25 protein-coding genes and 1 pseudogene are annotated in these 26,235 nt (G+C 73.7%); 11 read left to right on the forward strand and 15 right to left on the reverse strand.

The annotated features are described in order from the left end of the window. The first annotated feature begins 115 nt into the window (after positions 1-115). The 6 genes from ACQEU6_RS10505 to ACQEU6_RS10530 all read left to right on the forward strand — a co-directional run bounded on the left by ACQEU6_RS10505 (position 116) and on the right by ACQEU6_RS10530 (position 5,464). A complete protein-coding gene (locus tag ACQEU6_RS10505) occupies positions 116-790 on the forward strand; it encodes a TetR/AcrR family transcriptional regulator (RefSeq protein ID WP_499331053.1) in 675 nt (224 codons plus the stop codon). Continuing rightward, positions 783-1,685, forward strand: a complete 903-nt coding sequence (locus ACQEU6_RS10510; protein WP_499331054.1) for an ABC transporter ATP-binding protein — start codon at positions 783-785, stop codon at positions 1,683-1,685. Before ACQEU6_RS10505 ends, ACQEU6_RS10510 begins: the two co-directional genes overlap by 8 nt. Further along, a complete protein-coding gene (locus ACQEU6_RS10515) occupies positions 1,682-3,319 on the forward strand; it encodes an ABC transporter permease (protein ID WP_499331056.1) in 1,638 nt (545 codons plus the stop codon). Before ACQEU6_RS10510 ends, ACQEU6_RS10515 begins: the two co-directional genes overlap by 4 nt. Positions 3,320-3,443: 124 nt before the next feature. Continuing rightward, positions 3,444-3,839 (forward strand): STAS domain-containing protein, encoded by a 396-nt coding sequence (locus ACQEU6_RS10520; RefSeq protein WP_499331058.1) that lies wholly within the window; start codon positions 3,444-3,446, stop codon positions 3,837-3,839. A gap of 88 nt (positions 3,840-3,927) precedes the next feature. Further along, positions 3,928-4,821, forward strand: coding sequence for an oxygenase MpaB family protein (locus tag ACQEU6_RS10525; RefSeq protein WP_499331060.1), 894 nt, complete (start codon positions 3,928-3,930; stop codon positions 4,819-4,821). Positions 4,822-4,834: 13 nt separating this feature from the next. Beyond that, entirely contained in the window at positions 4,835-5,464 is a 630-nt protein-coding gene (locus ACQEU6_RS10530; protein WP_499331062.1) for a TetR/AcrR family transcriptional regulator, read from the forward strand. 21 nt (positions 5,465-5,485) lie between these two features. On the opposite strand, the gene ACQEU6_RS10535 is transcribed toward ACQEU6_RS10530, so the two are convergent. From ACQEU6_RS10535 to ACQEU6_RS10545, 3 genes are all read right to left on the reverse strand, one after another. After that, positions 5,486-7,252 carry a sensor histidine kinase gene (locus ACQEU6_RS10535; RefSeq protein ID WP_499331064.1) on the reverse strand — a complete coding sequence of 589 codons (1,767 nt, stop codon included), beginning with the start codon at positions 7,250-7,252 and terminating at the stop codon, positions 5,486-5,488. 291 nt (positions 7,253-7,543) lie between these two features. Beyond that, positions 7,544-8,218 (reverse strand): response regulator transcription factor, encoded by a 675-nt coding sequence (locus ACQEU6_RS10540; RefSeq protein WP_499331066.1) that lies wholly within the window; start codon positions 8,216-8,218, stop codon positions 7,544-7,546. Further along, positions 8,209-10,011 carry a sensor histidine kinase gene (locus ACQEU6_RS10545; RefSeq protein ID WP_499331067.1) on the reverse strand — a complete coding sequence of 601 codons (1,803 nt, stop codon included), beginning with the start codon at positions 10,009-10,011 and terminating at the stop codon, positions 8,209-8,211. Before ACQEU6_RS10545 ends, ACQEU6_RS10540 begins: the two co-directional genes overlap by 10 nt. A 443-nt stretch (positions 10,012-10,454) precedes the next feature. Between ACQEU6_RS10545 and ACQEU6_RS10550 the strand changes: the two genes are divergently transcribed. After that, on the forward strand, positions 10,455-11,162 hold the full coding sequence (locus ACQEU6_RS10550; protein WP_499331069.1) for a nucleotidyl cyclase domain-containing protein: 708 nt from the start codon (positions 10,455-10,457) through the stop codon (positions 11,160-11,162). 50 nt (positions 11,163-11,212) lie between these two features. On the opposite strand, the gene ACQEU6_RS10555 is transcribed toward ACQEU6_RS10550, so the two are convergent. Then, a complete protein-coding gene (locus ACQEU6_RS10555) occupies positions 11,213-11,722 on the reverse strand; it encodes an aldo/keto reductase (RefSeq protein ID WP_499340123.1) in 510 nt (169 codons plus the stop codon). Continuing rightward, positions 11,632-12,381, reverse strand: a complete 750-nt coding sequence (locus ACQEU6_RS10560) for a hypothetical protein (protein WP_499340591.1) — start codon at positions 12,379-12,381, stop codon at positions 11,632-11,634. Before ACQEU6_RS10560 ends, ACQEU6_RS10555 begins: the two co-directional genes overlap by 91 nt. Positions 12,382-12,449: 68 nt before the next feature. Here ACQEU6_RS10560 and ACQEU6_RS10565 point away from each other — a divergent pair. Then, positions 12,450-12,587 (forward strand): annotated as a pseudogene (locus tag ACQEU6_RS10565) (SDR family oxidoreductase); the annotation flags it as partial. A 92-nt stretch (positions 12,588-12,679) separates the two neighbouring features. Here ACQEU6_RS10565 and ACQEU6_RS10570 read toward each other — a convergent pair. From ACQEU6_RS10570 to ACQEU6_RS10585, 4 genes are read right to left on the reverse strand one after another with little or no spacing between them, the layout of a single operon-like run. Then, positions 12,680-13,360, reverse strand: coding sequence for a GntR family transcriptional regulator (locus tag ACQEU6_RS10570; protein ID WP_499331071.1), 681 nt, complete (start codon positions 13,358-13,360; stop codon positions 12,680-12,682). A 52-nt stretch (positions 13,361-13,412) separates the two neighbouring features. Continuing rightward, on the reverse strand, positions 13,413-13,544 hold the full coding sequence (locus ACQEU6_RS10575) for a hypothetical protein (RefSeq protein ID WP_499331072.1): 132 nt from the start codon (positions 13,542-13,544) through the stop codon (positions 13,413-13,415). Between the two features lie 4 nt (positions 13,545-13,548). Further along, positions 13,549-14,034 (reverse strand): dihydrodipicolinate synthase family protein, encoded by a 486-nt coding sequence (locus ACQEU6_RS10580; RefSeq protein ID WP_499331074.1) that lies wholly within the window; start codon positions 14,032-14,034, stop codon positions 13,549-13,551. Positions 14,035-14,088: 54 nt separating this feature from the next. Then, entirely contained in the window at positions 14,089-14,247 is a 159-nt protein-coding gene (locus ACQEU6_RS10585; RefSeq protein ID WP_499331075.1) for a hypothetical protein, read from the reverse strand. On the opposite strand from ACQEU6_RS10585, the gene ACQEU6_RS10590 reads away from it, so the two are divergent. Then, positions 14,248-14,640, forward strand: a complete 393-nt coding sequence (locus tag ACQEU6_RS10590) for a hypothetical protein (protein ID WP_499331077.1) — start codon at positions 14,248-14,250, stop codon at positions 14,638-14,640. 10 nt (positions 14,641-14,650) lie between these two features. On the opposite strand, the gene dinB is transcribed toward ACQEU6_RS10590, so the two are convergent. The 3 genes from dinB to ACQEU6_RS10605 all read right to left on the reverse strand — a co-directional run bounded on the left by dinB (position 14,651) and on the right by ACQEU6_RS10605 (position 20,040). After that, positions 14,651-15,826, reverse strand: coding sequence for a DNA polymerase IV (gene dinB / locus ACQEU6_RS10595; RefSeq protein WP_499331078.1), 1,176 nt, complete (start codon positions 15,824-15,826; stop codon positions 14,651-14,653). Positions 15,827-15,948: 122 nt separating this feature from the next. Next, a complete protein-coding gene (locus ACQEU6_RS10600; protein ID WP_499331080.1) occupies positions 15,949-18,837 on the reverse strand; it encodes a glycoside hydrolase family 48 protein in 2,889 nt (962 codons plus the stop codon). Positions 18,838-19,002: 165 nt separating this feature from the next. Beyond that, a complete protein-coding gene (locus ACQEU6_RS10605) occupies positions 19,003-20,040 on the reverse strand; it encodes a LacI family DNA-binding transcriptional regulator (RefSeq protein WP_499331082.1) in 1,038 nt (345 codons plus the stop codon). Between the two features lie 290 nt (positions 20,041-20,330). On the opposite strand from ACQEU6_RS10605, the gene ACQEU6_RS10610 reads away from it, so the two are divergent. After that, positions 20,331-21,824 carry a cellulase family glycosylhydrolase gene (locus tag ACQEU6_RS10610; RefSeq protein ID WP_499331084.1) on the forward strand — a complete coding sequence of 498 codons (1,494 nt, stop codon included), beginning with the start codon at positions 20,331-20,333 and terminating at the stop codon, positions 21,822-21,824. 44 nt (positions 21,825-21,868) lie between these two features. After that, a complete protein-coding gene (locus tag ACQEU6_RS10615) occupies positions 21,869-23,599 on the forward strand; it encodes a glycoside hydrolase family 6 protein (protein WP_499331085.1) in 1,731 nt (576 codons plus the stop codon). Between the two features lie 134 nt (positions 23,600-23,733). Here the strand turns inward: ACQEU6_RS10615 and ACQEU6_RS10620 are convergent, their stop codons facing one another. The 3 genes from ACQEU6_RS10620 to ACQEU6_RS10630 form a co-directional block, all read right to left on the reverse strand. Further along, the gene (locus ACQEU6_RS10620) at positions 23,734-24,801 is read right to left on the reverse strand and encodes a lytic polysaccharide monooxygenase (RefSeq protein ID WP_499331086.1); all 1,068 of its coding nucleotides are present in this window, start codon (positions 24,799-24,801) and stop codon (positions 23,734-23,736) included. A 122-nt stretch (positions 24,802-24,923) separates the two neighbouring features. Next, positions 24,924-25,754: a carbohydrate ABC transporter permease gene (locus ACQEU6_RS10625; RefSeq protein ID WP_499331088.1), complete on the reverse strand. Its 831-nt coding sequence runs from the start codon at positions 25,752-25,754 to the stop codon at positions 24,924-24,926. Next, positions 25,751-25,921 carry a hypothetical protein gene (locus ACQEU6_RS10630; RefSeq protein ID WP_499331090.1) on the reverse strand — a complete coding sequence of 57 codons (171 nt, stop codon included), beginning with the start codon at positions 25,919-25,921 and terminating at the stop codon, positions 25,751-25,753. The genes ACQEU6_RS10625 and ACQEU6_RS10630 overlap by 4 nt, the downstream gene beginning before the upstream one ends. Positions 25,922-26,235 lie beyond the last annotated feature (314 nt).

Raw genomic sequence — 26,235 nt, forward strand, 5'->3', positions numbered from 1 at the left:
GCCTAAGCTAACTCACCCCTCAACGGCCCCGCCGCATCCGCTCGCACCCATCAGCAATACATGTGTATGGTATACATAGATATTGGAAGCTGAACGTCTGTATTGGAGGTGGGGAATGGCGAGGACCGGCCGGGCCGCGAGCCCGGCGCCCGAGGACCTGACGGCGCGTGCCAAGATCCGGGACGCCGCGCTGCTGCAGTTCGCCGAGCACGGCACGAAGGGTGCGACGTTCCGCGGGATCGCCGAGGCCGCCGGGGTCTCGGTGGGGCTCGTCCAGCACCATTTCGGCTCGAAGGAGGAACTGCGCGAGGCGTGCGACGCCTACGCGCTCGACACGATCCGCCGGCTCAGCTCGACGTCCGCCGGCGAGGCGATGGGCGACCCGGGGCTCCTGGCCGCGGCCGTCCAGGCGGACCTGCCCGTCCGGCGCTACATGGCCCGCGCGCTCGTCGACGGCTCGGCCGCGGCGGACCGCTTGTTCGACGACCTGGTCGCCGTGACCGAGGGGTACCTGGCGGATCCGCCGCCTGGAACCGTCCCGCCCACCACCCGCGACCTGCAGGCCTACGCGGCCGCGACCGTCGCGATGACGACCGGGATCGAGGTGCTGCACCGGCACCTCAGCCGGGTCCTCGGCGCCGACACCTTCACCCCCGAGGGCTCGCTGCGGCTGCGCCGCGCGGTCCTGGAGATTTTCGACGACCGGCTGCTCGAACCGGAGACCGTCACGCTCGCCCACGCGGCGATGGACCGGTACGAGGCGGGTCTCAAGGGAGACGACGATGAATGACGTGGTCCGGGCCGAGGGCCTGGTCAAGACGTTCGGCCGGACGCGCGCGCTCGACGGCCTCGACCTGCGCGTGGCCCCCGGCGAGGTGCACGGGTTCCTCGGCCCCAACGGGGCCGGGAAGTCCACGACCATCCGCGTCCTGCTCGGGCTGATGCGCGCCGACTCCGGCTCCGCGAGCCTGCTCGGCGGCGACCCGTGGCGCGACGCCACCGCCCTGCACCGCCGCATCGCCTACGTCCCGGGCGACGTCACGCTGTGGCCGAACCTGTCCGGCGGCGAGGTCATCGACCTGCTCGGGCGGCTGCGCGGCGGGCTCGACGGGAAGCGGCGGGACGAGCTGCTCGGCCGCTTCGAGCTCGACCCGAAGAAGAAGGGCCGCGCCTACTCCAAGGGCAACCGGCAGAAGGTCGCCCTCGTCGCGGCGTTCGCGTCCGACGCGGAACTGCTCATCCTGGACGAGCCCACCTCCGGCCTCGACCCGCTCATGGAGGAGGTCTTCCAGGAGTGCGTGCGGGAGGAGAAGCGCGGCGGGCGCACCGTCCTGCTGTCCAGCCACATCCTCAGCGAGGTCGAGGCGCTCTGCGACCGCGTCACCATCATCCGCAAGGGCCGGACGGTCGAGACCGGCACACTCGACGAGCTGCGGCACCTGACCCGCACGTCCATCCGGGCCGAGCTCGCCGGCGCCCCGGACGGCATCCCGCTGCCGGGGGCGCACGACGTCCGCATCGACGGCACCGCCATCACGTTCGAGGTCGAGACCCCCGAGCTGGACGCCGCGCTCAGGGAGCTCACCCGGATCGGCGTGCGGACCCTGACGAGCCGGCCGCCCACGCTGGAGGAGCTGTTCCTGCGCCACTACGAGGACGACCTCGCCAGGGAGACCGCCTCATGACCGCCACGACCCTGCCCGCTCCGGCGCGGGCCTCCGGCCGCGGCGGCGGCCTCGCGGGCGCCGGCATGCTGCTGAAGATCTGGCTGCGCCGCGACCGCGTCATGATGCCGGCCTGGATCTACGGGCTGACCGCGCTCGTCTCCGGCACCGTCTACAGCCTCAAGCACGAGTACGACACGCCCTCGGCGCTCGCGAGCTTCGCGCGCGGCGTCAACGACAACCCGTCCACGCGGGCGCTCTACGGCCGCCTCCTGAACGACGGCGGCATCGCGGGGCTCTGCGCGTGGCGGATCGGTGCGACCGGCGCCGCGTTCACCGCGGTGATGTGCGTCCTGCTGGTCGTCCGGCACACGCGGGCCGAGGAGGAGACCGGCCGGCTGGAGCTGGTCGGCGCCGCCGCCGTCGGACGCCGCGCGCCGCTCACCGCGGCGCTCATGACCGCCGTGACCGCCGCCGGGACCCTGGGGACCGTCGCCGCGCTCGTGATGATCCTCTTCGGGTTGCCGGCGGCCGGCTCGATCGCGTTCGGGCTGTCCTGGTTCGGCGCCGGCCTGGTGTTCTCCGGGGTCGCGGCGGTCACCGCCCAGCTCGCCGAGACCTCGCGCCTGGCCGGCGGCCTGGCGTTCGCCGTCCTCGGCGCGTCCTTCCTGGTGCGCGGCGTGGCCGACGCGGGCTCGGCGCACTGGCTGTCGTGGCTGTCGCCGATCGGCTGGGCGCAGCGCGTCCGCCCGTTCACGGGCGAGCAGTGGGCCGTCCTGCTGCTCCCCCTCGCCGCGTTCGTGCTGCTGGTCGCCGCCGCCTACCTGCTGACCGAGCGGCGCGACCTCGGCTCCGGGATCCTGGCTCCGTCCCTCGGCCCGGCGCGGGCCGCGCCGTCCCTGCGCGGCCCGTTCGCCCTGTGGTGGCGGCTGCAGCGCGGGACGCTGCTCGGCTGGGCCGCCGGGTTCCTGGTGTACGGGCTGGCGATCGGCGGCGTCGCGGACGGCGTCGGCGACCTGGTGAACGGCAGCGACGCCGTCCTGGACGACATCCGCAGGATGGGCGGCCAGCAGGACATCGCGGACGCGTTCCTCGCCACGGCCATGGGCCTCATGGCGCTGTTCACCGCCGCATACGCGGTGCAGAGCGTGCTGCGGCTGCGCGCCGAGGAGAGCGGCGGGCGCCTGGAGCCGGTCCTCGCGACCGCCGTCGGCCGCACCCGCTGGGCCGTCGCCGCCCTGGCGAACACCGTCGCGGGGACGGTGGTCATGCTCGCCGCCGCCGGCCTGGGCGTCGGCCTGGTCCACGGCGCCCGGTCGGACGACCTGGCGGGCCAGATCCCCCGCCAGCTCGGCGCGGCGCTGGCCCAGCTCCCGTCGGTCTGGGTCGTCGCCGCCGCCGCGATGCTGCTGTTCGGCGCGCTCCCCCGCGCGACGTCCGCCGCATGGGGCGTGCTCACCGTCTTCCTGCTCCTCGGCCAGGTGGGACCGCTCCTGCGCCTCCCGCAGGCGGTCATGGACCTGTCCCCCTTCACCCACACTCCGAAGCTGCCTGGAGGCGACGCCGACCCGCTCCCGCTCCTCGCACTCACCGCGGTGGCGGCCGCCCTGGCGGCGGCCGGGCTGGCCGCCTTCCGGCGCCGCGACGTCAGCTGAGCGGCGCTTCGCCGGATGTTTCCCGGGCGGGCTCCGGCGCGCCCGCCCGGGAACCCGCATGACCTCCCCTTTCACGGGTACCTCGCAATCTCGCGCAATCTCGTGACCACGGGAGGTGATCGTCATGTCCATCGGAACCGGCGAGACGCCGGAGGGAACCCCCATCGATCCGCTGCGGGTCCGCAGCGACGTCCGCGGGCCCTGCCTGCTGGTGGAGGCGGAGGGGGAGCTCACGATCCTGACGGCCGACGCGCTGCGCGAGCACGTCCTGGCCGACATGCGGGCCATGGGCGCGCCGCCGCTGATCGTCCTGGACGTCGGCGAGGTGAGCTTCTGCGACTCCTCCGGGCTGAACGCGATGATCACACTGTGGAAGGCCGCCCACGCGGCGGGGGGCGAACTCGTCCTCGCCCGCCCGGAACGCCGGTTCCGCACGATCATCGAACGCAGCGGCCTGGACCGGCACCTCATCGCCCACCCCACCACCGAGCAGGCCCTCGACGCGCTCTCCGCACGCTGATCCCGCCGTCCGCGCCCCGGGCCCTTGCCCTCCGCATCCATACGGTGATACGAAATCCGTACTATCGTCTCACCGACGGCGAGGGCCCATGCGACGCCCCGACTCCCCGCCCCCCGCTCCCGTGTCCGCGGAGCCGCCGCCGGCGGGCGCCATCCCCGGCTCGTCCTCGCTCACCCGGCGGTACGCGGGCGACTGGCGCGGCGTGTTCATCAGCAGGTCCACCCTGCTCCTCCAGGTCGCGCACCCCGTGGTCGGCGCCGGCGTCGCCGACCACTCCGCGTTCCTCGGCGACCGCTGGGGCCGTCTGACGCGCACCCTGGAGTCGACCTTGGACTTCCTCGGCTACCGGGGCGAGGAGCGCGGCCGGAAGGAGGCGGCGCGGCTCCGGGAGGTCCACAGGGACATCAAGGGAGTCGATGCCGACGGACGCCGGTACCACGCGCTGAACCCCGAGGCGTACCTGTGGGTCCACGCCACGCTCTACCACGGCATGGTGCGGACGCAGGAGCTGTTCGGCCGGCCCCTCGGCCCCGTCGAGGAGGCGGCCCTGTTCCGGGAATGGCGCGACCTCGCGCTCGCCCTCGGCATCACCGGGCGGCACCTGCCGGACGGCCCGGCCGCCTTCCGCGCCTACTTCGACGGCATGGTCCAGGACCGGCTCGAACGCAACGCGACCGTCGACCTGCTCATGCGCCTCGACCGCGAGCCGCTGCCGCCGCCCCCGTCCTGGCCGCTGCCGAGGGCCGCCTGGACGGGGCTCGCGCTCCCGCCGACGCGGCTGCTGCGCGCCACCGGCGTCGCCGCGCTCCCGCCCGTCCTGCGGGCACGGTTCGGCCTGCGCTGGACGGCGTCCGACCGGCGCCGCTTCGAGGTCTTCGCGCGCGGCGTGCGGCTCGCCCACGCCGCGACCCGGGCCCCGCTGCGCCACTCCCCCGTCGCCGCACGCGCCGTCCGCTCGGCTCGGAGGGGGCGCGGCGGCTAGAGTCGGCGCCACGATGACGAGCGACGACGAACTCCTGCGGAGCCTGCTCACCGGCGGCCCGGCGAGCGAGCCGCAGACCGACCGCATCCTGGACGCCGCCCTGCGGTCCTTCGAGACCTACGGGCCGCGCCGCACCACCATGGACGACGTAGCGCGCGAGTCCGGCCTCGGCCGCGCCACCATCTACCGCCGCTTCCCCACCAAGGGCGACCTCGTCACCGGCGTCCTGCTGCGGGAGGCGCGGCGCTTCTTCGCCGAGCTGGACGAGGCCGTGGCGGCGCTGCCCACCCTGGAGGAGCGCCTCGTCGAGGGCTTCGCCGTCACCCTGCGCATCAGCCGCGAGCAGCGGCTCATGACCCGCCTCATGGTCGTCGAACCCGAACTGGCCCTGCCGCACGCCACGGTCAAGGCCGGGCCCCTCCTCGCCGCCGCCCGCGGCTACCTCGCCGGCCGGCTGCGCACCGCGCAGCGCCTCGGCGCCGCCCCCGCGGACGTCGACCCCGAGGTCGTCGCGGAGATCCTGGTCCGCCTCACGCACTCCCTCGTCCTCACCCCGGACGGCCACATCCCCCTCGACGACGCCGGCGCCCGCGACTTCGCCCGCCGCTACCTCCTGCCGATCGTCCGCAACGCCCCCTCCTGACCGCGCGGCCCGGCCTGCGGGTCAGGCGCCCTCTCCGGACGGCAGGACGATGCGGACGGCGGTGCCCTCACCCGGCGGGCTCTCGACGGTGACCCGGCCGCGCAGCGCGCGGACGCGGTCGGTGAGGCCCGCCAGGCCGCCGCCCGGGTCCGGGGAGGCGCCGCCGACGCCGTCGTCGCGGACCTCGGCGGCGATCCCGTCCGGCCCCGGCCGGACGGAAAGGCGGATCGCGTCGGCCCGGGCGTGCTTGACGGCGTTGGTGAGGGCCTCGCAGAGCGCGAAGTAGAGCGTCGACTCGATCTCGGGCGGGAACCGGCCCGCGGGCATGTCGAGACGGACGGGCACGGCCGCGCGGGCGGCGACCAGTTCCATCGCCGGGCCGAGCCCCGCGTCGGCGAGGATCGCCGGGTGCATGCCGCGGGCCAGCGCCTCCAGCTCGGCGACCGCCTCGGCCAGCTCGCGGCGGCAGGTCCCGGCCTGCTCGCGGGCCCGCGGGTCGGCCGTCGCGGCCTCCAGCCGGGCGAGCATCTCCTCCAGCGCGTGGAGCCGCCGCTGCGCGCTGTGCTTCAGGTCGGCGGCGAGCCGCTCGCGCTCGGCCGCCTGGATGCGCACCAGCCGCTCGCGCGCCTCGCGCGCCCGCTCCAGGTTGGCCTGCGCGGCGGCCTGGAGCCGGACGGTCTCCAGCGCGCGGCCGCCCGCGACCAGCGCCGCCTCGACGAGCGGCTCGTGGTCGCGGAGCGCGGCGGCGAGGTCGACGGTGGCGAGGGGCTCGCCGCCGGACGTGCGGACCTGGTGCCGCCAGCGTCCCGCCGCGCCTCCGGGCGCGTCGCGCACGCGGCGGCCCTCCACGTCGACGTAGCCGCCGTCCGCCCACATCCACAGGTCCAGGGCGCCGTCGCCGAGGACGGCGCGGAGCGCGTCGCGGACGCGCGCCACCGAGACCGGGGCGACGAGCAGGCGCTGCATCCGCTCGGCCACCGTGAGCTCGGCCAGCCGGGCGCGCAGCGCGGTGCCGAGGAACGCCAGCGGCAGCACGGTGGCGAAGACGCCCTGGAAGAGGTAGACGTCCAGCACGTCCGCCAGCTCCGCGTCACTGCCGATGAGCGTGCTCTGGACCACCAGGGCGCCGGTGACGCCGAACGTCACGGCGACCGCGACGGGGACGGTGAGCGCGCGGTCCAGCCGCCCCGTGCGCGGCAGGCGGGCCACCAGGATCACCACGAGCGCGCCCGCCAGCACGGTCATCGCACCGGCCAGGCCCCGCTGGACGCAGTGGAAGACCTCGTGCTCGGGACGCAGCGCCGGCCAGGTAGCCGACGCCGCGAAGCCGTTCCACTCCGGCCGGGAGACGGCGCACAGCAGCGCCTGCCCGCCGACCATGATCACCACGGCGGCGGCGGTCCACGCCTTCGCGGCGGCGCCCTCCAGCCGCCCGCCCGGGTACAGCAGGACGCCGACGCCGATCGCGACGAAGAACACCGACTGCGCGAACACCGACACCAGCGGCGCCGCGCCGGTGTTCCAGGCCACCGCCCAGGTGACCGCCCACGCCGCGGCGGCGGCGACGAACGCCGTGCCGCTGCGCCGGCCGGTCCGGCCCGCCGCGAACAGCCCGCCCGCGACGGCGAACCCGCCGCAGCACACCAGGGTGACCGCCGCGGCGGCGGGCTGGGCGCGCCAGTGCGGCCAGCCGCAGACCAGCGCCAGGGCCGCGACCGCCGCGCCCGTGGCCAGAGCGCGGCGGACCCGCGCGCCGAGCCACGGCGGCCACCGGGGGACGGGCCTCACCGCGATCCTTCCGTGTCGTCCCGGGAAACCACCGCCCGGGACAAGGGTTTTCCCGGATGCGCGCGCAGGGCGGCGACGGGAGCATGGAACCGTGCGGGAAACGGCCGCGTCACGAACCCGCGTACGGGTTCGCGGCGCCTCGCGGTGGCGTGCGGGGGCCACCACCGGGGTCACCTGACGCGACCGGACTCGCACAGGCAGTTTTCCCCACCGCCGCCCCGCGGCGCGAGGGTCCGTTATCCGATCGATGCGCGGGACACCGGTGAGCGCGCGCCGGGCCTCCCGCCGCGGTCAGCGGGGCTCGGCCGCGCGCAGCCACGTCAGGACGGCGAGCACGCGCTTGTTGCTGTCCTGGGGGCCGGGCGGCCCGCCGGGCGTGGTGATCTTGAGCTTGGCGAAGATGGCCCGCACGTGGTCCTCGACCGTCCGGGCGGACAGGTGCAGCCGCCTGCCGATGCCGGCGTTGGAGTGCCCCTCCGCCATCAGCGCCAGGACCTCCCGCTCGCGCCCCGACAGCCGGGACAGCTCCTGCTCGCGGTGCCGCGCCTCGACCAGCCTGGTCACCACGTCGGGGTCGATGACGACCTCGCCGCGGCCGACCCGCTCCAGCGCCGAGCGCAGGTTCTCCACGTCCGTGACGTGGTCCTTCAGCAGGTATCCGACGCCGCGCGGCCTGCCGCGGAACAGCTCCATCGCCTGCGGCGTCTCGTTGAAGGCCGACAGGACCAGGACGCCGAGGCCGGGATGGCGCTCCAGGAGCCGGCGCGCCGCGACGACGCCCTCGTTGGTGAACGTGGGCGGCATGTGCAGGTCGAGGATGGCGACGTCGGGCGGGTCGTCGGCGACGTGGGCCAGCAGCTCCTCGCCGGAGGCGGCGGACGCCACCACGTCGATCCCGACCGTGGTGAGGAGGGTGGTCAGAGCCTGCCGGAAGATCCCGCTGTCCTCCGCCACGGCTACTCGCATGGCAGGTCCATCCTTACCGTCAGGCCCGCGCGGGGGCCGCCGCCGACTTCCACCTCGCCGCGCAGCGCCCTGATCCGGCCGGAGGGAGCGGCCAGTTCGGCGGCGGGGTCACCGGGACAGGCGCCGTCGAGCCCGACCTCGGCGACCACCCGTCCGCCGTCCTCGCCTACCCGCACGAGGATCCGGGTGGCACGCGCGCGCTCGACAGCGTACGACAGCGTCTCGCACAACGCGGAGTAAAGCGTGGACTCGATCTCGCGGGAGAACCGGCGCGGCGTGACGTCGAGCGCGACCCGGGTGCCGAGCCGCTCGGCGACGACCTCCAGCGCCGGGCCGAGGCCGTCCTGGACGAGCAGCGCCGGCTGCATCTCCCGGGCCAGCGCCCGCAGCTGGGCGAGGGCCTCCTTCAGCTCGGCGCGGCAGGCGCGGGCGTGCTCCTTCACCGCCGGGTCGCCCGTGACGGCCTCCAGCGTGCCGAGCATCGCGCCGAGCGCGAGCAGCCGCTGCTGCGCGCCGTCGTGCAGGTCGCGGGCGAGCCGCTCGCGCTCGGCGGCCTCGGCCCGCACGAGGCGCCGGTAGGCGGCCCTGACCTGTTCGAGGCCCGCCTGCACGCCGGCCTGGAGCCGCGCGGTCTCCAGCGCCCGGCCGCCCGCGACGAGCGCGGCCTCCACGAGGGAGCCGTGGTCGCGCAGCGCGCCGCCGAGCTCGACGACGGCGAGCGGCTCCCCGGAGGCGCCGCGCACCCGGTGCCGCCAGCGCCCGCCGTCTTCCGCCGCGCCGCCCCCCGGGTCGCCCGCGTCGCCGGCCTCCGGGCCCAGGTCGACGGGCCGCCCGGCCGTGTCGACGTAGGTCCCCTCCGTCGGCGCCCAGAACCAGAGCTCCAGGGTCGGGTCGTGCAGGACGTCGCGGAGCGCGTCGCGGATCCTCTCCACCGACACCGGGGCGGTCAGCCGGAGCATCCGCCCCGCGACGGTCAGCTCGGCGATGCGGACCCGCAGCCCGGACGCCAGCAGCGTCAGCGGGACGAGCACGACGACCGCGCCCTGGATCACGTAGACGTGCAGCAGGTCGTCCAGCGGGATCGACGCCTCCATGATCGGCTTCTGCGTGAACGCCGCCGAGACGCCGACGAAGCCGATCGCGACCGTCACGGGCAGGGCGAGCAGGCGCCGCAGCCGGCCCATCCGCGGCAGCCGCAGCAGGAGGACGACGGCGAACGAGAGGGCGAGGAGGAGGTACAGGGCGGCCGACACCTTGAGGACGGCCTTGAAGAGCTCCAGGTCGGGATAGAGGGCGGGCCACCACACCGAGTCGCCCCGGAACGCGGCCCATTCCGGCTCGGACGTGACCCACAGCGCCGTGGGGCAGCCCCACAGGACCAGGCACGCCGCGGCCGTCCAGATCCGGTCGCCCAGGTACTCCAGCCGCCCGCCGGGGTAGAGCAGGACGCCGACGGCGAGCGCGAGGTAGAAGTCGGCCTGGGCGTAGGGGGACAGGATGGGCCCGACGGTCGCGTCCCAGCTCGCGGCCCAGTTGACCGCCCAGAACACCGACGCGGCCGCGAACAGCAGCCCGGTGCGGCGGGTGCGCGGCCCGGTCGCCAGCAGCACCCCCACCACGGCGATGGCGGCGCAGCTGACCAGGGTGGTCGCCGCGGCGGCCGGATGATCCCGCCAGTACGGCCAGCCCGCGAGGAGCGCCAGCCCCGCGACCGCCGCGCCGGCGACGAGGGCGCGCCTCGTCTCCGTCCCGAACCACGGCGGCGACCTGCGCCTGCGTGGCGCGGAAATCACCACGACCATCCTTTCCATGCTGGGACCTCGGCCCGCGTCCTGCCACCGCGAACCCACGGGACGCGGGTCCGTGCTTTCCCGGGGGCGCGCGCCGGCCGTGCGCCCGGGCGGCGGGCGCACGGGCATTTTCCCCGACCCGGGGCGCGTGGTCGAAGGGGCGTTATCCGATCGATGCGGGACGCGTCCGGCCGATTCCGTCCCGATCTCGCGGGACTCCGGCCCCCGGGGCGCCGGGACCATGCGGGACGCCTTTCCCTTGACGGGGACGCCGCCGCGATGTCCGGCGGATTCCGGCACTTTTCGCGCCGACAAAGGAACTTGCCCTAACCGGGAAAACCCGGCAGTCCGGCCGGGGTCGCCTGGGTTGCGGGGGTGGAATGCGAATGTCAGGATCGTTTCCGCCGCGCCGACGGGGGACCCGCGATGAAAGGGGCACGGGGGAAATGGACCACGAGACGGCGGAGGCGGCGGCGGGCGGCGCGCGGGCGGGGGCCCCGGGTCCAGCGCTCGTCGACGTGCCCCGCCCACGGCTCCGGGTGGTGGAGCGGACCTCGGTCCGTCCCCGCTACCGGGCGATCATGGCGGTGGACATCGAGGGATCGACGGCCCGCACCGACCCGGTGAAGGCCGAGTTGCGCGGGACGCTCTACCGGCTTCTGGAGGAGGCGCTGGTACGGGCGGGAATCGAGTGCCGGCACCGGGAGCCCTATGTCGACCGGGGCGACGGCGCGCTCGTTCTCGTGCACCCGCTCGACGAAGTGCCGAAAACGCTCCTGCTGAACTCGGCCGTTCCCCTGCTGTCGGCATTATTGGCCGAATACAATTCGGGCCTGACCGCCGCGCCGGACCGCGAACGGCGAATCCGCATGCGCGTCGTCGTGCACGCCGGAGAGGTCAACAACGACGGCCACGGCAGTTTTGGAGAGGCGCTCGACGTCGCCTTCCGCCTGCTGGACTCGGCGGAGGCGAAGGACGCCCTGCGCCGCACGGCGGCGCCCCTGGTCCTGGTGGTGTCCGAGGACATCTACCACTCCATCGTCCGGCACGGCTACGACGGGATCCGGGCCGACGCCTACGCGCCGCTGGTCCGGCTGGAGGTCACCGGCCGCAGCCACCAGGGCTGGGTGCACGACGCCGCCGCCGCGCGATGAGCGCGTCCGGACCGCCCCCGCCGGTCCGGGCGCGCGCCGCCGTCCGCGGCTCACGGACCTTCGGGGTCCACGACGCCGCGGTCCGCCCAGAACGGCTCCATGAGGGAGCGCGGCCGCTGCGCGCCGACGCGTTCCAGCACGTCCAGCGCGGCGATGTCGTCGGTCAGCTGCCGCATGCCGCTCGCGCCGAACAGGACGGTCGCGGTCGAGGGACGCGTGAGGGTGAAAGCGATGCACAGCTGCGCCGGCGTGGCGTCCAGCCCGGCGCCGAGCTCGGCGATGCCCTCGGCGGCCTCCCGGACGCGGGAGCGGATGTCGCCCGGGTCGCGCCCGATCCGCCGGGACGGCCTGGCGTTCCCGGCGAGCATGCCGCCCTCCAGGACGTCCGACGCCTGCAGGGCCACCCCCTCGGCGAAGACGGCGGCGAACGGCTCTCCGTCGGGGATGGAGCGCCGGCACGGGCTGTACTTCAGCTGGGCGAGCTGCGGGCCCGGGGAGCCGGCGGCGAGCGCGTGCTCGCGGATCGTCCGGATCGCCGTGGCCGACCGTTGACGCCCCAGCGGCCGAGCAGCCCCTCCTTCTCCCGCGCGGCGAGGTCCTCGGCGCGACGCCGCAGGTCGACGTGGTCGCGGCGGACGTCGCCGAGGACGGCCACGTCCGCGTGGTCGGCGCCGACGCGGAACAGCGCGCCCGCGAGCTGGTCGCGCAGCGACTGCTCGGGATATCCCTCCAGCCGCAGCTTGGTGGACGGCAGGTAGTCGTCCCGGGCGATGCCGGCGGCGCGGACGATCGCCGAGAACAGCACGTCGGTGACACCGGCGGGTGGCCGGGCATCCCGTAGACGGCGACGTCGAAGAGGTCGACGCCGGAGTCGACGGCGTGCCGGACCATGGCGACGGAGTCGGCGAAGTCCATCCGGTCGTAGGTGTGCCAGGAGCCGAGGGACAGCACGGAAGCCTCGGGCCCGGCGGCGCCGAGCCTGCGGCGGGGAATCTGCGCGGGCACGGGTTTCCCATCGGTTGGGGTTGATGACGGCCTTGACCTGCTCCTGCCGCGCCATCGAGGCGAGCGCGCCGGACGCGTCGCCGAGGCCGCCGGTGGCGCCGAACAGGTCGTCCCAGGCGAAGCGGTCCTGGAACCCGCGCAGGAACTCGACGGAGCGGTGCAGGTCGCCGACGTCGCCGTTCAGCGAGCCGAGCACGTCCAGCTCCTTGCCCATGACCGCACCGAGGGCGATCGGCTCGGGCCGCGGGCCGGTGCTGCCGACGATGGCGGGCCCGCGCCGCCCGGGAGTCGCGCATCCCGCTCAACAGGATCGCCACGACGGACGACATCGCCCCGCTGGTGCTGTTCCTCGCCTCCGACCAGGCGGACCACATCACCGGCACCGTGATCCAGGTCGACGGCGGCCAACTGCTGGTTTGACCCAGGGGGCGACCCCCTGGAACCCCCGTCACGAGCCGGGCGCGCCGTTCCTCATGCCTCGTCCGGTGGGAACGGCGCGTTCGGCTTTCCGGTCACTTGTGCGGGACGGGGTGCGCGCCGTGGAGCGCGTCGGCGGTGGCGTTCTTGTGGGCGCAGGCGACGCGCTCGATCTCGGCCGGGTCGCCGCCCTCGGCGATGAGGTCGAGGATGTGCCCGTGCTCGACCACGGAGCGGCGGGCGCGGCCGGGGACGTAGCTGAAGGTCGAGCGGCGCATGTGGTCGAGCCGCGCCCACTCGGCTTCGAGCAGGGAGCGCAGGTGCCCGTCCGGGCAGTGCTCGTAGATCGAGAAGTGGAACTCGCGGTTGAGCGCCGTGAACGCGGTCGGGTCGAACTCCTCCAGCGCCTCCACCATCCGGTCGTTGATCTTGCGGGAGGCGGCGATGTGCGCGGCCGTCATGGGCGGCGCCGAGATCGCGGTGGCGTAGCCCTCCAGCCGCGCGAGGATCTGCAGCGTGTGCTCGACCTGCTCGGCGTCGAAGACCGCGACCCGGGCGCCGACGTTGCGCACCACCTCGACGAGCCCGTCGGACTGGAGCCGGCGCAGCGCCTCGCGCAACGGGATCGTGCTCACCCCGGTCTCCTGGGCGAGCTGGTTGATGACCAGCCGGTACCCGGGCACGTAGGTGCCTTCGAGGATGCGCGACCGCAGCAGCTCGTAGCAGAACTCGGCCTTGCTCTCCTTGGTCTGGGCCTGCTTCTTCGCGGCACTCACCCGGTTCTCCTCATCCTCGGCCCGCACCCCCCGGACGTGTTCGCCGGCCCGGTCACCGCGACAGCGCGTCCAGGACGGCCACACGCCAGTGCGGCCCGCCCAGCACCTCGTGGTGGGCGCCGGGCACCGTGACCGGTTCCGCCTCGCCGAGCTCCTCGGCGAGCCGGCCGATTCCTCGTGTCAACTCATCATTCCCTCCGACGACGAAGACGGGAGGAACCTTCGCGTTCCACGGGCCGCCCTCGAACGGCACCGCGCGCAGGCCCTCGACGCACGGCACGAACCCAGCGCCGCCGAGGGCGAGCAAGCGGCAGGCACAGCAGCTCGATGCCGGACCAGACGAGCAGCTCGGGCCCGCAGGCGTGCAGGACGCGGGAGAAGTGCTCGAAGTCCCTGGTCGTCTCCTTGAGCCCGACGACGTTGCCGAAGTCGGCGAACAGCCGCCGGACGGTCTCGGGCGCGATGTCCACGGCCGTCCGGGACGGGACGTTGTAGATCACCAGCGGGAGGTCGGGGAACTCGCGGGCGACGGTCGCGTACCAGTCGTACAGGGCCCGCTGGGTGGGCCGCGCGTAGCACGGGTGATCACCAGGGCGCCGTCGGCGCCGGCGTCGCGGGCCGCGGCAGCACGAGGACGCGGGCGCGCTGTACCTGCGCGGCACCGACGAGCTCACCCACCACTCCCTCGTCCTGCGCTCCGGGCCCGTCGCCGCCCTCGACCACATCGCCTACCGGGTGCGGACGCCCGAGGACGTCGACCGGGCCGAGCGGTTCTTCGCCGCCCTCGGCCGGCCGGTCCGGCGCGTCCCGCCGGGGCGGGGACGCACGGCGTCGGCGACGCCGTCCGCGTCCTCGACGCGCTCGGCTTCACCGTGGAGTTCTTCCACGTGATCGCCTGCGGGGAGCGCCTCCTCCAGCGCTACGACCTGCACCGCGGCGCGCAGATCGCCCGCCTGGACCACTTCAACATCTGCACGCCCGGCATCCCGGCCGCCTACGCGCACTACGCGTCCCTCGGCTTCGGCTGCTCGGAGACGATCGAGGGCGACGAGCACGAGCTGTACGCGGCGTGGATGTACCGCAAGCAGACCGTCCACGACGTGGCGTTCACCGGCGGCGCCGGTCCCCGGCTGCACCACGTCGGCATGGTACAAGGAGGCCAGCCCCGTCCTCGACCTGGACGGACGCCTCCAGCCGGTCTCGGAGTCGGTGCCGGACGAGTCCGCCGTCCGGGTCGGGGCGGACGGCCTCGGCATCGTGGAGCCGTCCTGACCGGGTGACCGCGCCGGTTCAGTCGGGCAGAAGCGGCACCGGGTCGCCCTGGTCGCGGCCGAGCAGGACGGCGCGGGTGATGGCGGACGAGCCGAACCGGTCCCGGACGCCGTCCACCGCGCCGTCCACCGCCATCGCCTGGTCGAACGGCAGGGTGAGCTGGACGGCGCGGTCGTCGTGCAGGTTGCCCAGCGAGAGGCCGATCAGCGTCAGGCCGCGCTCGTCGACCAGGGGCATGGCGGCGGCGAGCAGGCTCCGCGCCGCGGCCAGGACCACGGGGGTCTCGGCGGTGGCCTGGGGCAGCGTGTGCGAGCGCGTGGCCCGGGCGTAGTCGCCGAACCGCAGCCGGAGGGTGACCGTCCGGCAGACGCGGCGGGACTTGCGCAGCCGGCCGCCGAGCCGGTCGACCAGCCCGACGAGCATCGCGTCCAGCTCCGCCGCCGGACGGGGGCGGCGGCCGAGCGCCCGCTGCGCCCCCATCGACCGCCGCCGCACGCCCGCGCGCACGGGCCGCGGGTCGCGGTTGTGCGCCAGCGCGTACAGGTGGCGGCCCGCCCCCGGGCCGAGCATCGACACCAGGGTGGACTCCGGCATCCCGGCCACGTCGCCGACCGTCGCCGCGCCGAACCCGGCGAGCTTGGCCGCGGTCGCGGGCCCCACGCCCCACAGCCGCCGCACCGGCAGCGGGCGCAGGAACTCCAGCTCGCCGTCCGGCGGCACCACCAGCAGCCCGTCGGGCTTGGCGACGCCGCTGGCGACCTTGGCGAGGAACTTGGTGCGGGCGACCCCGACGGTGATCGGCAGCCCGACCTCCTCGGCGATCTCGCGCCGCAGCCGGACCGCCACGTCCACCGGCGCGCGGCGCAGCCCGTCGGCGTCGAGGAACGCCTCGTCGATCGACAGGCCCTCCACCAGCGGCGTCGTGGCGCGGAACACCGCGAAGACCGCCTTGCTCGCCGCGCTGTAGGCGCTCATGCGCGGCCGGACGACGACCGCCCGCGGGCACAGCCGGCGGGCCTGCCCGCCGCTCATCGCCGTCCGCACGCCGCAGGCCTTGGCCTCGTAGCTCGCGGCCAGCACCACGCCCGTCCCGACGATCACCGGCCGCCCGCGCAGGGCGGGGTCGTCCCGCTGCTCGACCGACGCGTAGAACGCGTCCAGGTCGGCATGCAGGATCGTCGCACCACCGGACACGAACATATGTTCGCATACACGGCCGTCGCTCCAGGTGGCGGGCCCCCTGGGACGAGCGGAGGCCCGTCGCGGCAGGCGTCGCGACGGGCCCCTCGTGCGGGTGGGTCACTCGTGCGGACGGGTCACTCGTTGAAGAGGCGGCCGTAGTCGGCCATGGCCAGGGCTATGTCGGCCTGGGCCCAGAAGCGGTGGTAGGTGAACACCGGGGCCGTGGAACTCTGGCCGCTGGCGTACGCCCACACACGCGCGTAGTCGGGGTCGCTCTTGTAGAAGGAACGGATGGACATGAAGGTCGAGCCGGAGTTGATCGGGTCGCCGTTCGGCATCGTGCCGCTCCAGCCGGCGGGGACGTAGACGGGGTCGGCGAGGCGCTTGTAGTCGGACCTCGTCTCCTGGACCGAGACGCCCTTGGCGTCGGTGTGCTTCCAGATCGCGTCGAGCAGGTCCTTGGCGGCCTGCTCGGCGGCGGCGTCACCGGACTTGGCCGCGTAGTACGTCAGGGTCTTGGCGTACGCGGCGGCCACGCCGACGTCGTCGGTGTAGTCCTGCACCGAGACGTGCAGGCCGGTGTTGGCGGGCGGCATCCCGGTGGCGGCCGCCCAGTTCGCGTCCGGCTGCCCCGTCCACTTGAGCGTGGAGGGGATCTTGATCCCGCCCGTGGACGGGGCGACCGTCGTCTGCGACAGCGCCCAGGAGACCCACTTGTCGAGGATCGCCTTGGCGGACGCGTCGCCGGTGACCTGGTAGTACTCGGCCACGCGCTCCATCGACCACGCCTGGAAGCCGAACCACTGGTTGCTCGGCGGGTCGTGGTAGACGGGCTGCCAGTCGTAGGCCATGCCGAAGAACTCGGTCAGGCCGGCCGGGGGCGCGCTGTAGCCGCCCTCCCAGCTGTTGGTGACGCCTCCGGCGATGGCGCCCTCGGCGGACTGCAGCCACCTGTAGAGCTGGAGCTGGCGGGTGAGGCTCTTGCCCCAGTCGGCCTTGGCCGTCGCGCCCTTGGGCGCGAGCGCGGCGTCGTTCACCAGGGCGTAGGCCGCCAGGGGGTTCTGGTAGCCGAAGTGCGAGGCGCCGTCGCCGATGCGCCACGCCCAGCCGGCGCTGGTGTCCGTCGCGCCGCCCCACGCGTAGTACCAGGACAGCAGGTAGTGCTCGCTGTCCTTGCCCGACCCGGCCGGGCAGGACGAGGGCGAATCGCAGTCGCCGATCTTCTTGAAGTACTTGTCGAAGAAGGAGTAGCGCAGGTAGTCGCCCATCTTGCCCGCCTTGGCCACGGTGGCCGAGACGTCACCGGACTTGCCCTGGTCCTTGGCCCAGGCGTTCGCCCAGTACGCGGCCTGGATGGCGCGCGCGTCGGCGTCCGGCGCGTCGGTGAACTTCCACTGCCTGGCGTAGGAGGAGTCCTTGATGAACAGGTCGAGGTAGCCGTTGGTGCCGCCGAACGCGAACTTGTCGCACGTCGGCTGCGGGACGGTCTCGAACACCGACTCCTGCGACCCGCGCTGGTAGGTGTTGATGTAGGAGGGGCCGTCCGCGCCCGGACCCTGCTCGCAGCCGCCGCCGGGCGTGTTGCCGTACCCGTAGACGTTGTCCACGTCCTGCAGCCAGTGCATCCCGTAGATGTCGTCGGTGCCGTAGGCGGACTTCAGCTCGCTCGCGATCGGGTCCTGGCCGACCGGGACGCTGCCGTCGATCAGCGAGGGGTAGTCGCTCACGGCGGGGTGCTCGGCGGCGTAGGTGGCGGGCTTGGAGGCGTTGTAGAAGGAATTCGTCGGCTGGTCCGCGTGCGTCGGGATCATGTACTTCTCCATCAGCGCCCAGGAGGCGTTGAAGGGGGCCCAGTTCTGCGTGACCTTGCCGTACATGGACTCCAGCCAGATGAGGTAGCTGTAGGCCTCCGACGTCGTCTCGTGCCCGTGGTCGGGGGCCTCGACCATGAACGTCTCCACCGAGTGGTACGGGATGCCCTCGGGGCTGAAGTAGCCGTTCGCCGGGTCCTTGATCTTGTTGTACTGGTCGAGGAACCGCTGGGTGTAGGCGCCGCCGGAGCCGGCCACCTCGGTCGCGGTGACCTTGGCCGCCGCGAAGCCGGGCGCGGCGGAGGTGAAGGTCGCCTGCCCCGTCCCGGAGGCGTCCGCGGTGATCGTCACGTTCTGGGCGGTGGACCAGTTCTGCGGCGTGAAGGTCAGCGTCCCGCCGCCGGTCACCGACAGGCCGGCGTTGCCCGCGGTCCGGGTCGTCGTCACGGTCACCGCCGCGGACGGGGCCTGCGACAGCTTCACCGCGTACGCGGCCTTGGCGCCCTGCGCGACGGTCAGCGCGGCCGGGCTCGCCACGACGCTCGCCGCCGCCGTCACCGTGACGCCCACCGGCGCGGACTCGGCCGTCGCACCGGCGCTGTCGGTCACCCTGGCGTAGAGGGAGTAGGAGCCCGCCGCGGCGGGCGTCCAGTTCAGCCCGTACGGGGCGGTGGCGTCGGCGGCGCCGAGCGACCCGCTCTGGTCGAAGAACTCGACCTTGGACACGCTCGCGCCCGAGCCGGCCGCGGCGGTCGCGGCGATCGGCACCGAGGCGCCCACCGAGTACGTCGCGCCGGCGGACGGGCTCGTCAGCGCCACCGTCGGGGCGGACGAGCTCTGGTTGCACGGCGTGCCGTTGAGGCTGAACGCGGTGGGGTCGGTGTTGGTCCCGCTGTAGGTGAACTGCGCGCCGACGTTCACCGAGGCGCCGGAGGCGAGCGTCCTGTTCCAGGTCTCGTTCTCGACGGTGACCTGCCGGCCCGACTGCGACCACTTCGCCGACCAGCCGCTCGCCAGCTTCTGGTCGCCCGCGTAGGAATAGGTCAGCTTCCAGCCGTCCAGCGCGTCGCCCTGGTTGGTGATGTCGATGCTCGCGGTGAAGCCGCCGCCCCAGTCGTTCTTCCTGTAGACGACCTTGCACGCCGCCGCCGCGGCGTGCGCCGGGGCGATCACGCCCAGACCACCGCAGAGCAGGGTCAGCGTCGCGCCCACGGCCGTGAACGCACGCCATCGTCGATGTCTTCTCGGTCTTCTCACCGGTGTTCCTTCCTGTCGCGCCCGGCGTCCGGGCATGGCGGTCTCCACCGCCGGCGGAGCACGGCGACGGCGGGGTCGCGGAGGGCGGGATCGCGGAGGGCGGGGATCGGCCCCGGTCCGTCAGCCCGACTCCCGGATGATCAACTTGGTGCGCAGCACGACGCCGCGCTCGGTGTTCGGCCTGCCGCCGGTGCAGGCGCGCAGCTCGCGCGCCAGGCGGGCGCCGAGGTCCTCGGCCGGCTGCCGGACGGTCGTCAGCCGGGGCCGGACCTGCTGGGCCACCGGGGCGTCGTCGAACCCGACGACCGCGACGTCGTCGGGGACGCGGCGCCCCGCCCGGCGCAGCGCGTTCAGCGCGCCGACCGCCATCTGGTCGGACGCGGCGAGCACGGCGTCGACGTCCGGCCGGCGCTCCAGCAGGCGGCGCATCGCCCGCTCGCCGGACAGCCGGCCGAAGTCGCCCTGGCAGACCAGCCCGTTGACGCCCATCCCGGCCTCGCGCGCCGCGAGCCGGTAGCCGGCGAGCCGGTCCACGGCGGAGCCCATGTCGGCGGGTCCGGCGATGGTGCCGATCCGGCGGCGGCCCGAGGCGAGCAGGTGCCGGACGGCGGCGTGCGCGCCGCCCGCGTTGTCGACGTCGACGTAGGGCAGCGCCACCTCGTCGAGGGGGCGTCCGGCGAGCACCACGGGGGCGCCGGCGGCGGCCTGCACGAGCGGTGCGACCTGGTCGCGGCGGGCGCCGACGAGCAGCACGCCCTCGGCCCGCCCGCCGCGCAGGTAGCCGGTGGTCGCCCGCCACTCGTCCGCCCGGCCGGCCATGAGGACGACCAACGGCGAGCGGCCGCCGAGCTCGCGGCGCACGCCCCACAGCAGGCGGGCGAAGTACGGGTCGCCGAGGACGCGGCATCCGTCCTCGCAGACGACGGCGGCGACGGTGCCCGACGACTCCCGGTCGGGAGGGCCGCTGCGGCGCCGGACGTAGCCGAGCCGCTCGACCGCCGCCTCGACCTGGAGGCGGGCCGCCCTGCTGACGCGCGCCGACCCGTTCAGAACGCGGGACGCCGTGGCCGGCGACACGCCAGCCAGCTGCGCGACGTGGGCGAGGGTGGGCGGTCGGTCGGGGAGGGCGGGGTCATGCGGGGGGTGGGTGACGGTCACGCTTGCGGCACTCCCTTCGGGGGTTCCCGGCCTTTCGAGGGGGTGGACCGGGTCGGGAGTAGTGGGAGCGCTCCCAAGAATCTGATCGGACGCGCATCGTGTCAAGGGTCGCGACGAAACCGAATTCGGGCCCGCCCGCACCCGCCGCTCACCGCGCGCACAAGGCGCCTGAAAATTCATGAAAGGAATGGAACAGGGCTTCCCCGCCGCGTCCGAGCCGTTCTACGTTCACCGCAGTCCAGGAGTGGGAGCGCTCCCAAGCCGCATCATCCGACGTGAAGGCGGAGATCATGAGATCCCTTTCCCCGCGCACCGCCGCGGTGGCCGCGCTGACCGGCGCGATCTGCGCGGCGGGCTCGCTCGCCGCGGGCGCCGGGACCGTGCTCGGCGCGGCGCCGGCCCGCGCCGCCGTCGCCTGCGAGGTCGGCTACACCGTCAACGACTGGGGCACCGGCTTCACCGCCGCCGTCACGATCACCAACCGCGGCCCGGCGGTGGACGGCTGGACGCTGACCTACTCCTACGCGGGGAGCCAGCGCCTCACGGGCGGATGGAACGGCCGGTGGACGCAGTCGGGCGCGACCGTCACGGTCGCCAGCGAGAGCTGGAACGCGGCCCTCGCGACGGGCGCGTCCGTGCAGGCCGGGGCCCAGTTCGCCTACAGCGGCGCCAACGCCGCGCCGACCGCCTTCGCACTCAACGGGACGGCCTGCGACGGCGGCGGAGAACCGCCCACGGACCCGCCGACCACTCCCCCGCCCGGCGGCCCGGCCCCCAGGCTGAAGGTCTCCGGCAACACGTTCGTGAACGCCGCCGGCGCCGCGGTGCGCCTGCGCGGGGTGAACCGCTCCGGCGGCGAGTTCGCCTGCGTCCAGGGAAACGGCATCTGGGACGGCCCGATGGACGCGGCGTCCGTCGCCGCTATCAAGAACTGGAATGTCAACGCCGTCCGCGTGCCGCTCAACTCCGACTGCTGGCTGGGCTTGGACAACGTCCTTCCCGCCTATCGCGGAACGGCCTACCAGAACGCCGTCAAGAATTACGTGGGGCTGCTCGAACAGAACGGCATCACGCCGATCCTCGAACTGCACTGGAGCCGCGGATTGTGGACCGGCTACGACAGCCATTGCCAGACCGCCGCCGCGGAATGCCAGAAGCCGATGCCGGACGCCCGGTACGCGCCGGAGTTCTGGAAGCAGCTCGCCACCGCCTACAAGGGCGACACGGCGGTCGTCTTGGACCTGTTCAACGAGCCGTACCCGAACAACCTCCAGGTCATGGACTACGCCCAGTCGTGGAGGTGCTGGCGTGACGGCGGCTCGGCCTGCACCGGCCTGACCTACGAGGCGGCGGGCATGCAGGACCTCCTCGACGCCGTCCGCTCGACCGGCGCGCAGAACGTCGTCATGGCCGCGGGCAGCAGCTACTCCAACGACCTCGGCCAGTGGCTCGCCCAGAAGCCGTCCGACCCCACCGGGAACCTGGCGGCCGCGTGGCACTCCTACAACTTCAACTACTGCAAGGACGCGTCCTGCTGGGACCAGCAGATCGCGCCCGTCGCCGCGCAGGTCCCGCTCGTCGCGGGAGAGATCGGCGAGAACACCTGCGGCCACTCCTACGTCGACTCGCTCATGGCCTGGCTGGACGCGCGCGGGGCGTCCTACCTCGGCTGGACGTGGAACACCTGGGACTGCTCCGCCGGCCCGTCGCTGATCAGCTCCTACGACGGGACCCCGACGGCGTACGGCGCCGGGCTGCGCGCCCACCTGCGCTCCGCCCCCTGACCCCACCGCAAGAAGGCCCACCCCAACCAGATGGAGGAATCCGGATGAAACACCCCTCCGCGCGCGGCGGCCGCGGCGCGCTGCGCCGCGGCGCGGCGGCCGCCTCGGTGGCCGCGCTGCTCGCCTCAGGCACGGTCGCGCTGGCCCAGGCCCAGGCCAGCGCGGCCGCCGGCTGCAAGGTCGACTACACCACCAACGACTGGGGCACGGGCTTCACCGCCTCCGTGACGGTCACCAACCTCGGCGACCCGATCAGCGGCGGCTGGACGCTGGAGTGGGACTTCGCCGGCGACCAGCAGGTGACCTCGGGCTGGAACGGGACGTTCACGCAGTCCGGCAAGCACGTCACCGTGAAGAACCCGAGCTGGGCGCAGACGCTGGCGACCAACGCGACGGCGAACCCCGGCTTCCAGGGCACCTACTCCGGCGCCAACCAGGCGCCGGCGCAGCTCAAGCTGAACGGGACCGTCTGCACCGGGTCGGCGGGACCGACCGACCCGCCCACCGACCCGCCCACCGACCCGCCGACGGGCAACCGCGTCGACAATCCCTACGCCGGGGTCAAGGCGTACGTGAACCCCGAGTGGTCGGCCAAGGCCGCGGCCGAGGCCGGTGGCAGCGCGATCGCGAACCAGCCGACCGGCGTGTGGCTGGACAGGATCGCCGCCATCCAGGGCGCGGGCGGCGCCATGGGCCTGCGCGCCCACCTCGACAAGGCCCTCGCCCAGGGCGCCGGCGTGATCCAGCTCGTCGTCTACGACCTGCCCGGACGCGACTGCGCCGCGCTGGCGTCCAACGGCGAGCTCGGCCCGAACGACCTCGACAAGTACAAGACGCAGTTCATCGACCCGATCGCGCAGATCCTCGGCGACGCCAAGTACGCGGGCCTGCGGATCGCCACGGTCGTGGAGATCGACTCGCTGCCGAACCTCATCACCAACGCCGGGGGCCGGCCGACCGCCACCGCGAACTGCGACACGATGAAGGCCAACGGCAACTACGAGAAGGGCATCGCCTACGCCCTGCAGAAGCTCGGCGCCATCTCCAACGTCTACAACTACCTCGACATCGGCCACCACGGCTGGCTCGGCTGGGACGACAACTTCGGCCCGTCCGCGCAGCTGCTCGCCACCGTCGCGCAGGCGTCCGGCTCCAAGGGCAACGTCGCCGGCTTCATCACCAACACGGCCAACTACGGCGCCTTGCAGGAGCCGTACTTCACCATCAACGACTCCGTGAACGGCACGTCCGTCCGGCAGTCCAAGTGGGTCGACTGGAACCGCTACACCGACGAGCTGTCCTACGCGCAGGCGTTCCGCCAGGAGCTCATCAAGGACGGGTTCGACTCGGGCATCGGCATGCTCGTCGACACGAGCCGCAACGGCTGGGGCGGCGCGAACCGCCCGGCCGGTCCCGGCCCGAAGACGAGCGTCGACGCCTACGTGGACGGCGGCCGCACCGACCGGCGCATCCACCTCGGCAACTGGTGCAACCAGGCCGGCGCGGGCCTCGGCGAGCGGCCCAAGGCGGCCCCGGCCGCCGGCGTCGACGCCTACGTGTGGATGAAGCCCCCGGGCGAGTCGGACGGCGCCAGCACGGAGATCCCGAACGACGAGGGCAAGGGCTTCGACCGGATGTGCGACCCCACGTACACCGGCAACCCGCGCAACAACAACAACATGAGCGGCGCGCTGGCGAACGCCCCGCTGTCCGGGCACTGGTTCTCGGCCCAGTTCCAGGAGCTGCTCAAGAACGCCAACCCGCCCGTCAAGTAACCGGCCACCACGGAAACGGCCCCGTGACCCGCTCCGGTCACGGGGCCTCTCGTCGTCCTGGAGGCGGCGCCCGGGAAAGGGAGCGGCCCGCGGCGTCCCCTGTCGGACGCCGCGGGCCGCGGGCTGCTCGGGCCTCAGGAGGTCATGCAGTGCGGCTCGATCGCGGTCGGCGAGCCCGGCGCCTTCACCGTGAACCCGAACGTGGTCGAGGCGCCCACGGCGAGAGCACCGTTGTAGTTCGCGTTCCTGACCGTGACGTCCGGTCCGGACTGCGTGAAGCCGCCGTTCCACAGGCTGTCGACCGCCTCCCCGTTGGCGAAGGTGAAGTGGGCCATCCAGCCGTTGAGGGGGAGCGTGCCGGTGTTGGTGACGGTCACCTCGCCCTGGTAGCCGCCGCTCCAGGCGCCGACGGAGCGGTACCCGGCCTTGCAGACCTTGCCCGGGTCGCCGGGCGGGTCGGTCGGCGGGTCGGTCGGGCCGCCGCCGTCCTCGCCGACGCCGGTCACCTCGCCGCTGCCGCCGTCGAAGACCACGTCGGAGCAGCCGTAGAACGTCTCGTTGCTGTCCGAGCGCTGCCACACGGTGTAGAGGAGGTGGCGGCCGCTCTTTCCGGACGGCAGCCTGGCGTTCCAGTGGTAGTAGGCGCCCTCGCTGCCGGGCGAGCCGACGCTGGGCGGGTCGGTGACGCTGGAGAACGGCTGGTCCTCCAGGTCGTCCCAGGCGAGGGGCCTGGTCGGGCTCCAGCTGTCCTTGGTGATGTAGGTGCGGAACGTTCCGGGGTGGGCCGCCCACTTGTTGTACCGGAACTCGATGTCGGCGCCGGAGGTCAGGTGCGTGACCGGCCAGTCGCCGCGGGCGAGGTCGTAGCCGCCGAAGTCGTAGACGACCGCGCCTCCGCTGCACAGCCTGCCGTCGGGGATGAACCCGCGGGTGCGGCCGGCCCCGTCCGAGCGCAGGACGGCGAACCAGTTGTAGAGCGAGTTGGGGCCGCTCTGCGCGACCGCCGCCGCGCAGGCCGGGTTGTGGGGGACGATCTGCCCGGTCGGGCTCAGGCCGTCCTTCCAGCACAGGTAGGTGCGGCTGCCGGGCGTCATCATCGCGCCGTGCGCGGACGCCGGCGCGGCCGTCAGCAGCGCGCCGGCGATCATCGCGGGGCCGAGCACCGCCCCCGCGGCCAGTGCCCTTCGTCTTCGCTTGCCCATGTTCCTCCCGTCACCGGGCCGAGGAGAGTGCTGTCCAGCGGAAGCTAACTCCGTCCCGTGCGGCCGGTGAACGGGCCTTTCAGGCTTTCATCCCCGCCGGGACGCGGCACGGCCACGCGGGTTCAGCCCTTCGTCGCGCCCGCGGTGAGGCCTCCGATCAGCTGGCGCTCGGCCACCGCGTAGAAGGCGATGGCGGGGACCATCGCCAGCACGATGTAGGCGATGACGAGCGCGTAGTTCGTCGAGTACTGCCCCTGGAACTGCTGGATGCCGACGGGGATCGTCTGCCATTTCGGGTCGGCCAGCACCAGCAGCGGGAGGAAGAAGTTGTTCCAGCTCGTCACGATGGCCAGGACCGACACGGTGCCGAGGGCCGGCCTCGCCATAGGCAGCAGGATGCGCCAGAAGAACCCGAACCGGCTGCAGCCGTCCATGATGGCGGCCTCCTCCAGCTCCGCCGGGATCGTCCGGAAGAACGACCGCAGGATGATGATCGTGATGGGCAGCGCGAACGCGGCCTGCGGCAGGATCACGCCGAGCGGATGGTCCAGCAGGCCGAGCGAGCGCAGCAGGACGAACAGCGGCAGCACCGCCACGGCCGGGGGGAAAATCAGGCCGGCCGCGAACAGCGTGAAGAAGAACTCCCGGCCCCGGAAGGCGTAGCGGGCGAACGCGAACGCCGCGAGCGCCGACGCCGCGACGGTGAGCAGCGTGGTGGCGACCGCGATCATCACGCTGTTGCCGATCTGCCGCCAGAAGTCGCCGGACGACAGGATGCCCGTGTAGTTCGACGCCTTCCAGGGCGAGGGCAGGCCGACCGGGTCGGTGGTGAGGTCGCCCGTGGTCTTGAAGCCGGAGACGGCGGCGTACAGCAGCGGGACGACGACGACGAAGGAACCGAGCACCCAGACCAGCGTGTGCCGGGACGCGCTCCGCGCGAGGCCCGCCCTCATCGGCGGCCTCCCGCGGAGGTGACGGCGCCCTGGAGGTCGCGGCGCAGCGCGTAGCGCTGGTAGAGCAGGGAGAAGACCATGCTGATGAGGAACATGGCCACGCTGATCGCGCTCGCGTAGCCCATCTGGTACCGCTTGAACCCGAACTGGAACATGGTGACGGCCATCGTCTCCGTGGAATGCGTCGGCCCGCCGGTCGTGCCTCGGCGGGGACGCCCTGCAGCCCGGCCAGGTAGATCATCATGTGGAAGCCGAAGTACTTCCAGGTCATGACGGCGAACAGGGTGGGCAGCGCGGTACCCGGGTCGGAGAACCACTTCCCGGCGAGTCCGCCGACGAGCGGCAGGCCCCCGGCGAGCGTGTCGGCGAGCCCGGTGCCCGGCAGGAAGATGATGCCGAACAGGACACCGGCGATCACCTCGGACAGGATGTAGGGCGCGAAGAAGACCGCCCGGTAGACCGCGCGGCCGCGCATCCGCTG

The organism is Spirillospora sp. CA-108201, from assembly GCF_050936235.1.
Lineage (GTDB): Bacteria > Actinomycetota > Actinomycetes > Streptosporangiales > Streptosporangiaceae > Spirillospora.

What these genes read in the sequence shown, in the direction of transcription:
- ACQEU6_RS10540 (WP_499331066.1), bottom strand. Translation starts at nt 8,218, where the DNA reads ATGCGAGTAGCCGTGGCGGAGGACAGCGGGATCTTCCGGCAGGCTCTG.
- ACQEU6_RS10505 (WP_499331053.1), top strand. Translation starts at nt 116, where the DNA reads ATGGCGAGGACCGGCCGGGCCGCGAGCCCGGCGCCCGAGGACCTGACG.
- ACQEU6_RS10525 (WP_499331060.1), top strand. Translation starts at nt 3,928, where the DNA reads ATGCGACGCCCCGACTCCCCGCCCCCCGCTCCCGTGTCCGCGGAGCCG.
- ACQEU6_RS10530 (WP_499331062.1), top strand. Translation starts at nt 4,835, where the DNA reads ATGACGAGCGACGACGAACTCCTGCGGAGCCTGCTCACCGGCGGCCCG.
- ACQEU6_RS10560 (WP_499340591.1), bottom strand. Translation starts at nt 12,381, where the DNA reads ATGGGCAAGGAGCTGGACGTGCTCGGCTCGCTGAACGGCGACGTCGGC.
- ACQEU6_RS10515 (WP_499331056.1), top strand. Translation starts at nt 1,682, where the DNA reads ATGACCGCCACGACCCTGCCCGCTCCGGCGCGGGCCTCCGGCCGCGGC.
- ACQEU6_RS10520 (WP_499331058.1), top strand. Translation starts at nt 3,444, where the DNA reads ATGTCCATCGGAACCGGCGAGACGCCGGAGGGAACCCCCATCGATCCG.
- ACQEU6_RS10510 (WP_499331054.1), top strand. Translation starts at nt 783, where the DNA reads ATGAATGACGTGGTCCGGGCCGAGGGCCTGGTCAAGACGTTCGGCCGG.
- ACQEU6_RS10550 (WP_499331069.1), top strand. Translation starts at nt 10,455, where the DNA reads ATGGACCACGAGACGGCGGAGGCGGCGGCGGGCGGCGCGCGGGCGGGG.
- ACQEU6_RS10625 (WP_499331088.1), bottom strand. Translation starts at nt 25,754, where the DNA reads ATGAGGGCGGGCCTCGCGCGGAGCGCGTCCCGGCACACGCTGGTCTGG.
- ACQEU6_RS10615 (WP_499331085.1), top strand. Translation starts at nt 21,869, where the DNA reads ATGAAACACCCCTCCGCGCGCGGCGGCCGCGGCGCGCTGCGCCGCGGC.
- ACQEU6_RS10630 (WP_499331090.1), bottom strand. Translation starts at nt 25,921, where the DNA reads ATGGCCGTCACCATGTTCCAGTTCGGGTTCAAGCGGTACCAGATGGGC.
- ACQEU6_RS10610 (WP_499331084.1), top strand. Translation starts at nt 20,331, where the DNA reads ATGAGATCCCTTTCCCCGCGCACCGCCGCGGTGGCCGCGCTGACCGGC.
- ACQEU6_RS10620 (WP_499331086.1), bottom strand. Translation starts at nt 24,801, where the DNA reads ATGGGCAAGCGAAGACGAAGGGCACTGGCCGCGGGGGCGGTGCTCGGC.